Origin of the sequence: Candidatus Paracaedimonas acanthamoebae, from assembly GCA_017307065.1 — a bacterium.
Lineage (GTDB): Bacteria > Pseudomonadota > Alphaproteobacteria > Caedimonadales > Caedimonadaceae > Paracaedimonas > Paracaedimonas acanthamoebae_A.
In genome coordinates this window covers 21,251-30,426 of the sequence record JAFKGL010000025.1, presented here as the reverse complement: position 1 = coordinate 30,426, position 9,176 = coordinate 21,251, and the positions used below count along the sequence as shown (strand labels likewise).

General features: G+C 37.2%; 12 protein-coding genes. 6 read left to right on the top strand and 6 right to left on the bottom strand.

What is annotated here, in order from left to right; translation table 11 throughout:
- On the bottom strand, positions 1-565 hold a 565-nt coding region (locus J0H12_06225; protein ID MBN9413499.1), incomplete at its 3' end, for a hypothetical protein.
- 32 nt (positions 566-597) lie between these two features.
- On the opposite strand from J0H12_06225, the gene galU reads away from it, so the two are divergent.
- Genes galU through J0H12_06210 form a run of 3 tightly spaced genes read left to right on the top strand, consistent with a single transcriptional unit; the run spans position 598 to position 4,266 of the window.
- Complete coding sequence (galU, locus tag J0H12_06220; GenBank protein ID MBN9413498.1) at positions 598-1,506, top strand: UTP--glucose-1-phosphate uridylyltransferase GalU; 909 nt, start codon at positions 598-600, stop codon at positions 1,504-1,506.
- Between the two features lie 15 nt (positions 1,507-1,521).
- Positions 1,522-2,865, top strand: coding sequence for a UDP-glucose/GDP-mannose dehydrogenase family protein (locus tag J0H12_06215; GenBank protein MBN9413497.1), 1,344 nt, complete (start codon positions 1,522-1,524; stop codon positions 2,863-2,865).
- 15 nt (positions 2,866-2,880) lie between these two features.
- Positions 2,881-4,266, top strand: a complete 1,386-nt coding sequence (locus J0H12_06210; GenBank protein MBN9413496.1) for a phosphomannomutase/phosphoglucomutase — start codon at positions 2,881-2,883, stop codon at positions 4,264-4,266.
- A 6-nt stretch (positions 4,267-4,272) separates the two neighbouring features.
- Here J0H12_06210 and J0H12_06205 read toward each other — a convergent pair whose 3' ends face one another.
- Both J0H12_06205 and J0H12_06200 read right to left on the bottom strand, forming a co-directional pair.
- Complete coding sequence (locus J0H12_06205) at positions 4,273-4,698, bottom strand: hypothetical protein (GenBank protein MBN9413495.1); 426 nt, start codon at positions 4,696-4,698, stop codon at positions 4,273-4,275.
- A gap of 41 nt (positions 4,699-4,739) precedes the next feature.
- Positions 4,740-5,759, bottom strand: a complete 1,020-nt coding sequence (locus tag J0H12_06200) for a hypothetical protein (GenBank protein ID MBN9413494.1) — start codon at positions 5,757-5,759, stop codon at positions 4,740-4,742.
- A gap of 106 nt (positions 5,760-5,865) precedes the next feature.
- Here J0H12_06200 and J0H12_06195 point away from each other — a divergent pair, with 106 nt between their 5' ends.
- Positions 5,866-6,804: a threonylcarbamoyl-AMP synthase gene (locus tag J0H12_06195; protein ID MBN9413493.1), complete on the top strand. Its 939-nt coding sequence runs from the start codon at positions 5,866-5,868 to the stop codon at positions 6,802-6,804.
- A gap of 1 nt (position 6,805) precedes the next feature.
- Here J0H12_06195 and J0H12_06190 read toward each other — a convergent pair whose 3' ends face one another.
- On the bottom strand, positions 6,806-7,315 hold the full coding sequence (locus J0H12_06190) for a hypothetical protein (protein MBN9413492.1): 510 nt from the start codon (positions 7,313-7,315) through the stop codon (positions 6,806-6,808).
- Complete coding sequence (locus J0H12_06185; GenBank protein MBN9413491.1) at positions 7,248-7,595, bottom strand: hypothetical protein; 348 nt, start codon at positions 7,593-7,595, stop codon at positions 7,248-7,250. The genes J0H12_06190 and J0H12_06185 overlap by 68 nt, the downstream gene beginning before the upstream one ends.
- Before the next feature lie 46 nt (positions 7,596-7,641).
- On the opposite strand from J0H12_06185, the gene J0H12_06180 reads away from it, so the two are divergent.
- A complete protein-coding gene (locus tag J0H12_06180) occupies positions 7,642-7,800 on the top strand; it encodes a hypothetical protein (GenBank protein MBN9413490.1) in 159 nt (52 codons plus the stop codon).
- Here J0H12_06180 and J0H12_06175 read toward each other — a convergent pair.
- Positions 7,766-8,113 carry a hypothetical protein gene (locus tag J0H12_06175; protein ID MBN9413489.1) on the bottom strand — a complete coding sequence of 116 codons (348 nt, stop codon included), beginning with the start codon at positions 8,111-8,113 and terminating at the stop codon, positions 7,766-7,768. The two genes, J0H12_06180 and J0H12_06175, sit on opposite strands and share 35 nt — an antisense overlap.
- Positions 8,114-8,348: 235 nt before the next feature.
- Between J0H12_06175 and J0H12_06170 the strand changes: the two genes are divergently transcribed.
- Positions 8,349-9,176 (top strand): diaminopimelate epimerase, encoded by an 828-nt coding sequence (locus tag J0H12_06170; GenBank protein MBN9413488.1) that lies wholly within the window; start codon positions 8,349-8,351, stop codon positions 9,174-9,176.

The following is a 9,176-nucleotide window of genomic DNA, read 5'->3' as shown; positions in this document are numbered from 1 at the left end:
GTTTTGCAAGAATTTTTGAAAAAATGAGATCTATGAGTTTTCTGAGTTTATAAAAAAACGGCATTATCGAGGTTCCTTTTCCTGTTGCAAAGAAAAATCCTGTGAGAACGCCTAAAAATGTTCCTTTATCGACGGTATAGAATAGTGGACGAAATTGCCCTAAACTAAAATAAGGCACTAGGCTTTCAGCTTTTTGAAAAGGATTACTCAATAAACTAATTTTATTATAAACAAAAAAACCAATGCCATACGCGTATGAAATACTTAAAGTATTTGATAAGGCTTCAAAAAATAAAAGAACCCCCACAAGCAGAAAGGCTTGTTGTTTTAGCCCTGCCAACATTGATGTAATGTAAGTAAATATTGCTATAGGGAGCACATACATCAATAAATCTCTAATGAGTACGCTAAATGTATAAAAGCCTCTTGAAATAGAAAGGGGTAAATGAGAACCAAATGCTAGAACGAAACAAATTGCAATAATTGTCTGAAATGTTGTGTTTGTTAGTATTTTTAGCCTATTTCGCATAAAGCTTAGATATCCGTGAAGTCCATTTTCTTGCATTTTTATCTCAAATCTATTAAAAACTCTTTCAGATGAAGATAACGCAAGATAATATTTTGACAACAAAAGTTCGTAAAGCTGTTTTTCCTGTTGGAGGTTTGGGGACACGATTTCTGCCCGTCACTAAAGCTATGCCTAAAGAAATGCTACCTGTTGTTGATAAGCCGTTGATTCAATATGCCGTTGAAGAAGCAGCAGCAGCTGGGATTGAAGAATTTATTTTTGTGACAGGTAGAGGGAAAACTGCAATTGAAGATCACTTTGATCACTCCTTCGAACTTGAACATACACTCCGCCAAAGAGGAAAAGAAGAAGAATATCAATCCTTAAACTCTTTGATAAAACTTCCGGGGAGCATTTCCTATATTCGCCAACAAGAACCTTTAGGATTAGGACATGCCGTCTGGTGCGCCCGCCATTTGATTGGAAATGAGCCATTTGCAATTTTACTGGCAGATGATTTTATCTATGCCCACACACCTTGCCTTAAGCAAATGATTGATGCTTATGAAGGAGGCGTTATGGTCGCGGTTATGGACGTAGAACCTTCTCACGTTAATCGATATGGAATTATCGATATTCAGGAAGAACATCAGCGACAAGTAAAAGTTAAAGCCGTCATCGAAAAACCGTCTCCTGATCAAGCACCATCGCACCTTGCCATTATTGGACGGTATATTCTTGATTCTGAAGTATTTCAGCATCTTGAGAAGCAAGAACGTGGAGCAGGAGGAGAAATCCAACTGACTGATGCTCTTTCTCCTATGATTCAAAAAATGCCGTTTAATGGGTATCGTTTTGAAGGAACCAGGTATGATTGTGGATCAAGGGGAGGCCTTTTAGCTGCTAGCATCACGGTCGCTTTGGACCGAGAAGATCTTCGAGATGAAGTCTTAAATGAATTATTCAGAGTTATGCCTCACAACATTAATCTCACTTAGATAAGAGAGGAACACATGCGTATTACCATGATCGGAGCCGGATATGTTGGATTGGTTTCAGGGACATGTTTTGCTGAATTTGGGCATGAAGTAACCTGTGTCGATAAAGATGAAAATAAAATTCATTCTCTTTCTCAAGGTATAATACCGATCTATGAACCAGGATTAGAGATTCTTGTGAAGGAAAATACTGAAAGAAAAAGATTAAAATTTTCAACAGATATCAAAACAGCAATTAGTGAGGCTGATGTCATTTATATCGCGGTAGGAACACCGAGTCGACGTGGAGATGGTTATGCGGATCTTTCTTATGTACACGAAGTCATCGAAGCGATAGGCCAATCTCTAAAAAAATATGCTGTTATTGCAACTAAATCGACTGTTCCTGTAGGCACAGGTCAAAAATTAACGACACATTTGAAGAAAATAAATCCTCATTTAGAATTTGATATTGTCTCAAATCCCGAATTTCTAAGAGAAGGTTCAGCAATTGAAGATTTCATGAATCCAGATCGGGTGATAGTTGGTGCAAATTCAGCACGTGCTATAGAACTTATGCGTGAACTCTATCTTCCCTTGCTTGCTAAAGAAACTCCTATCCTTTTTACAAATTTAGAAACGGCTGAGCTTATAAAATATGCCTCTAATGCTTTCTTAGCGACCAAAATCGCTTTTATTAATGAGATTGCAGACCTTTGTGAAAAGTGCAATGCAGATATTCAAGCTGTTTCTGAAGGAATGGGAATGGACAAACGTATTGGTGAGAAATTCTTACAGGCAGGACCAGGTTATGGCGGCTCTTGCTTCCCAAAGGATACTTTAGCTTTAACAGTCACAGCACAAGAATTTCAGTCACCTATGTCTATCGTTGAAACAGTTGTGCAAAGTAATAGAAAAAGGAAAGAGTCGATAGCTCACCGCATTATAGAAGCAATGGGTGATTCTGTGAAAGGAAAAACAATTGCTGTTCTTGGCGTTACTTTCAAACCAAATACAGATGATATGCGCGAAAGTCCTAGCTTAGATATTATCCCAACTCTTCAAAGCAAAGGTGCCAAAATAAATGTGTTTGATCCTCAGGGAAAAAAAGAAGGTTTTTCCTTATTACCAGGAGTAGAATGGTGTTCAAATCCTTACTCTGCAATAGAAGGAGCTGATTCTCTCGTCGTTATTACAGAATGGAATGAATTTGAAGCATTAGATTTTGCCCGCATTAAACAATTACTTAAGAATCCTGTAGTTGTTGATTTGCGCAATATTTATCATCCTCAAGAGATGGAAAAAGCGGGATTTTCTTATTATTCTATCGGTCGCCCTTCCGTGACATCTCTGCAAAATTCTCTGGTTAAAGCAGCTTAGAAAATAGGTGTTTTCTTGAAAAAAAAAATTTTTAGAGCCTATGATATCCGAGGAATTGTAGATGAAGAATTATCAGAAAAAGATGCATGGAACATCGGAAAAAGCTTTGGAAGCATCGCCAAAGATCACAATAAGATTCCCAAAATTGCGGTTGGTTATGATGGGAGACTAAGCTCCCCAGCTCTTAAATGTTCTTTAATTGAAGGGCTTCTAAGTACAGGGGTAAAAGTTCTCGAAATTGGTTTAGGCCCCTCTCCTATGCTTTATTATGCAAGTCATTTTCTTAAATGTGATGCAGCTATCATGGTTACCGGCTCTCATAATCCTTTAAATCATAATGGATTTAAGCTTGTTTTTGAAAATAAACCATTCTTTGGCTCTCAAATTCAAGTTTTAGAAGATAGAATTATTGAAAGTGATTTTCACACAGGCAAAGGAACCTTAGAAATTCATGACATAAAAAATGATTATCTTTCATATCTCTTGAGCGATTTTCTAACTTATTATTCTCAAGGAAAATCCCTCAAAATTGCATGGGATGTTGGCAATGGAGCAACAGGAGAAATTTTAAGACTCCTTATCCAAAAAATCCCTGGAGAGCATATTCTACTAAATGAAACAATAGATGGAAATTTTCCAGCTCATGGGCCTGACCCGACAGAAGCAAAGAATCTTATTCAGCTTCAACAAACAGTTTTGAAAAAAAAATGTGATGTCGGAATTGCTTTCGATGGCGACGGTGATCGTATTGGAGTAGTCGATGATCAAGGTGAAATCATTTGGGGAGATCAATTACTCAAGCTTTATGCTGAGGAAATACTCTTAGAACATCCAGGTGCGACTATTATTGCAGATATAAAAGCAAGTCAAAGCCTATTTGATTATGTGAATAGTCTAGGTGGAAAAGGTCTAATGTGGGCAACGGGTCATTCTTTAATCAAAGCTAAGATGTCAGAAACCAAATCGTTATTAGCAGGCGAAATGAGTGGGCACATTTTTTTTGCAGATCGACATTTTGGATATGATGATGCCCTTTATGCAGCTTTACGTCTTATAGGAATTTTAGGAAAATATACTCAGAACTTGAATTCTTGGCATAAAAAATTTCCTACGATTTTTAATACACCAGAAATCCGCATCGATTGTTCTCAGCAAGATAAATTTAATGTAATTGAGACAATAAAAGCAAAACTAAAACATCAGCACCAAACTTATTGTGATTTAGACGGGGTTCGGGTGACCGAAAAGCATGGATGGTGGCTTTTACGAGCTTCTCATACTCAAGAGGCAATTGTTGCTAGAATTGAGGCGGATAGCTTAAAAGATCTCAATCAATTAAAAGAAAAAGTTGAAGGCTATCTTTATCAATTTAATTTAACTCTTAGTGAAAATTCAGCATAACGTTAACTATTCATGATTTTGTTCTTCTATGGGAGCAGATTCTAACGCAATACTTTGAGAAGAATAAGATTGATTTAAAACGTCTGAAGATAATAATTGCGCTTTTTTAAGAGCTTCTGTGTAGTGGGAAGTTGTCAATTGCAATTGCTTAAAAGCTTCAATCAAATCATTACAATTTTTTGCAGCTCTCCCCATCATTTCGTGGAAATCCTTTTGTTTTTCTTTGGGAATTGAAAATCTTTGCTGCCATAGATGATCAATTTCTTGTCGGCATGTAGATGAAGCTTGTTGATATATTTCTGAAGTTAAAGGGGACAGTTCTGCCGAAGAAATATTTGATAAGGGAGGAGATGTTTCAGGTTCCTCTGTTGAGACACAACCAGAAGTACATAATAACACTGAAAAAATATATAAATATTGCTTAGAATTCATCCTCATAACCTTTAAAAATTTATCATAAAAATAAACGTAAATTAAAACTCTTGAGATGTAAATTCTGCTTTTTTCAAGATGAGCCATTCTAACCAAGATCTGGCAGCATATCCCTCTGGATCTTGGACATAGTCATAAAATTTTTCAAGGATAGCCAGCCTTTTGAGAGCACCTTTAGTCGCCCATTTATCATCTTCTAGATATGATATTTCCTGAAGATTTTTAACTCCCGATAATGCATGCCTTGCAATAATATCATTAAATTTTACATGTCGCCCATTCCGAATGATGTCATACATTACGAGGAATGTGGTTGTTCTCCCGCTACCTCCACGGCAGTGAAAATGTAGCCATGCTCCTTCAGGAAGAGTTTTAATAAAGTTCACAAATTGATTGATCACCTTATCATCTGGCCTCCAACGATCAAGTACAGGAAATCTTAAGTATTCAAGACCTAAACTTTTGATAAGTTTCTCTTCTGTTTCAGCTGTTTTAATCTCAATAGAAGAGTAAGAAACTCTCTTGCAAAGATGGTTATTCGAGATCTTTTGAAAATTGCAAACAGAAGTTTTCTGAAGACTCATAAGTTGTTGAAAAAGACTGATCTCAAGATTGTTAATAAAAGAATCTTTTTGTCCTTTATTAGCCCAATTTCTTTCGCCATACCAACTGATAGCGGCGCCATTAAGAAATCCGTGAGATTCTTGACGAAGATCAATGATATAAACTTTTCCTTGCATGGAAGGTAGTGCAGCCAAAATATTTTTTCTTGAAAATTGAGCACTCCCTGAAACTTTTAGTTCTTTATATCCTTTAAATGACGGTAACATTCGATGAGTTTTTAGATAAAGTTCTCGTTTCTCTTGAGAAATAGGCATAGATGTTGCTCTAAATCTATGAGGCAATGTAAAACTGTCTTTTGCATCTAAAACGAGAAGATTATCATGTGTGTAGGTTGTGAGATATGATGAGGGTATTATCTTCATTGTGGAAAAACTAGGACCTCCTATTAATCCATAACTTAACAGCATGATATAGTGTAATTTTTTATTAAACAACATCCTTAGTCCCTAGAAAGAATATAAGCAGACAGTTTGTCTTATTCTTTACACTTCAAGGTATTTTAAGTATTAAAAATGAAGAATGATTTAACGAAAATGGCTTGTTATGAATAATTCCTACCTCGAAAAAGCAGCCTATCTTCTCCAACAAGGACATTTAGTCGCTATTCCAACCGAAACGGTTTATGGGTTAGCAGCAAATGCGTTGTCGGATCAAGCTGTTGCGAAAATTTACGCCTTAAAGCAACGCCCCAATTTTAATCCTTTGATTATTCATTGTAAAGATCTGGAGGCAGCCCAAAATATAGGCGTTTTTAATAAGAATGCTTTAAAACTAGCCCAAACATTTTGGCCGGGACCTTTAACCATTGTTCTTCCCTTAAATCCAAATATACCAGTGTCTAAATTAGCCACAGCGGGTTTAAAGACAGTTGCTTTACGAGTTCCGGCTCATCCAATTGCTCTAAAAGTTTTAGAATTATCAGGAATACCTCTTGCCGCACCTAGTGCCAATCCCTCAGAATCAATTAGCCCAACATCCGCTTTTCATGTCGAGAACGCTTTTAAGCATACCAATGGGCTTTCCATGATAATTGACGGAGGCTCTTGTGAAGTGGGGCTTGAATCAACCATTATTGATTTATCTGGAGAAACACCAACATTATTAAGACCTGGCAAAATAACCCGAGAAGATATAAAACCTTTTATCAATAATCTTTCTGAGATTGATCTAACCTCAGAGCGACCTAGTGCACCGGGTCAACTTAAGCGGCATTATGCGCCCTCAATTTCTTTGAAAATGAATATAAACGAAGTGACCGAACATCAGGCTCTCTTAGCTTTTGGTCCTTCGCCTTGTCTTGGGGCTAAAAAGACGCTTAATTTAAGCCCAACAGCAGACCTTATCGAAGCGGCGGCAAATCTTTTCTCCATGCTTCATGAATTAGATAAGGCTGAGTTTGAGAGCATTGCAGTTATGCCAATCCCTCAGCACGGGATTGGAATTGCGATTAATGATCGTCTTACCCGAGCAGCTTCGTCTTAAATTATTTTTTTAAAGCTATGGATGAAGGAGGAGTTGTCAATTCCTTAAGCTTACTGCTTAACTGCTCTAGCATTTCTGGCTCGATTCCCTCTTCTTTTCCAATAGCCCAATCAAGTACCTTTGAAAGATTATTATGCATCAATTTTATCATAAGATTGAAATCTCGATTGAGAGCATTAAAAGAGACAGGCTTTCCTAAGGCATCCTTTAATTGATCGTCCATACTGTTCATGTAATTTGCATAGGCTTTGAAATAGATATCAACAATCTCTGTTCTTTTTTCGAGTTGTTGTTCCTTTTGTGCTCCTTCTTTTTTTAAAAGAGGGAAGTATAGACCTTGAGCTAATTGCATGAGAATATCTTTAGTTCCAATATGCTCACGAATTATAACGTCGCGAGATTTTTTCGTGTCTTCAAGCATTGTTGTAAAATATTTTTCGAGCTCAGTATTTTCTAAAGTTTTCTCCATGGACCAGTTGACCGCAGGCAGTCGGAAGTTGTGTTTCTGCACGATTTACTGTCATCCGGAAAAAACTTACAGGATCACCTAATTCTTGAGCTCGTTGTTTTGGGTCTGTAAGTGAAGCGACTTGGTTTTTCTTTTGATTTATATTTTCGATAGAAGCTTTTAAATCCTCAAGCATTGGCTTGACAACAAGCTCAATTCGCTCATTTGAATTATTTTTCTTGGCGAGCTTAAGCGTATTTTCATATAATGTATTCGCCGTTTGCAATAATGTCTCAAGTTCTCCTTCTGGGTCTTTAATCGTAACAAAAGAAGCTTTAGTCACTGGAGAACTTAAAATTATATCATTCTTTGACGAAGAACTTTTTCTTTTGGATCTCTCTCGTTTTGGAGAAGGAGAATTAGAATTGCTTGTTCCTGGGGATGATGGAGTTGAAGAAGTTGCAATTTCATCTTGGCTATATCTCGAAAGACTAGGAGAAGAACTTCGCGAACTTAAAGGATCAATATTTGAAGAAGTCGCAGTATAGCTGAATCCTCTTGATCGTAGCGCTGCTGTACTTGATGGACTTTGCGAGACAGTATCTTGTTTTTTGGGCTTTCTGAACGAGCAGATTGGGGTTTATCTCCAATTATATCTTTTTTCTTAAAAGATAGAGATAAAGAAATTTTTCCCTTTCCTTTAGCCGAATCAGTTGAAGGATCAGAAGTTGTCGACTTTGGTGGAGGTGATGTCTCAGGAGAAGGTAATGGCATCGGGATTGTAGAACCAAAAGCTTTTATCATTGCTTGAACATTAGGCCTCTTTTCTTCTTCAGAAGAATCATCACTGGCAAAAGTCAAACAGTTCACACTTAAGGACAATAATAAAGAATATGAAATCAAATTTTCATAAGCGTACACGAACTCCACGTTGTAATTTGGTCACTATAACAGGTTGATTGCAAAAACGGCACAGACCTAAATGGCAAATTTATTTCCTAAATGACATGCTACATTTTAGAGGAGATTTTCAAGTGAAAATAATTACACAAAGAGAATATAGACTTTAAGACTTATTCTCAGTTATAAGAAAATTATGTTAATTCCATTTGTAAAAATGCATGGGCTTGGGAACGATTTTGTGATTCTCGAGCGCACTCAACTTCTTCCTATGCTTGAAACAAAGCATATAAAGCTTATCTGTGATCGCCGTTTTGGGATTGGGTGTGATCAGCTTATCATTACCGAACCTTCTGCAACGGCTGATATTTTTATGCATATCTATAATGCTGATGGCAGTGAAGCTGGGGCTTGTGGTAATGCGACGCGTTGTTTGGGATATTTATTGACGCAACAAGATCAAAAAAATACCCATACAATTCAAACAATTAGCGGATATCTTGAAGCTGAAACGTTCGAAAATGGAAACGTTAAAGTCGATTTTGGTCCTCCTAGTCTGAAGTGGCAAGATATTCCTCTCGCTGAAGACGTTGATACGTTAAATTTACCTATCGACTATAATGGGCTGCAGAACCCAGTAGCTGTCAGTGTGGGTAATCCGCATATGGTCTTCTTTGTGTATGATGTTGAAAGTGTTGATCTTAAAAAACTTGGTGGAACTCTCACCCGTCATCCTCTTTATGTAGAAGGCGCAAATGTCGAAATTGTTGAGATTTTAGGAGAGCATACATTACGCTTACGTGTCTATGAACGGGGGGTGGGAATTACCCCTGCCTGTGGGACAGGGGCTGCCGCTAGTGTTGTTGCTGCCAAACATCGAGGCCATATAAAAACGCCGACAAAAGTGATCTTAGATGGTGGTGAATTATTAATTGATTATCAAGAAACCGTTACAATGTCTGGACTTGTCACTTTAACATTTCAAGGGCAACTTAATTCTGCACTTCTTCAGGATATTACCTAA

Coding starts and splice junctions, on each gene's coding strand:
- galU (MBN9413498.1), top strand. CDS start 598: ATGAAGATAACGCAAGATAATATTTTGACAACAAAAGTTCGTAAAGCT.
- J0H12_06215 (MBN9413497.1), top strand. CDS start 1,522: ATGCGTATTACCATGATCGGAGCCGGATATGTTGGATTGGTTTCAGGG.
- J0H12_06205 (MBN9413495.1), bottom strand. CDS start 4,698: ATGAATTCTAAGCAATATTTATATATTTTTTCAGTGTTATTATGTACT.
- J0H12_06200 (MBN9413494.1), bottom strand. CDS start 5,759: ATGTTGTTTAATAAAAAATTACACTATATCATGCTGTTAAGTTATGGA.
- J0H12_06195 (MBN9413493.1), top strand. CDS start 5,866: ATGAATAATTCCTACCTCGAAAAAGCAGCCTATCTTCTCCAACAAGGA.
- J0H12_06170 (MBN9413488.1), top strand. CDS start 8,349: ATGTTAATTCCATTTGTAAAAATGCATGGGCTTGGGAACGATTTTGTG.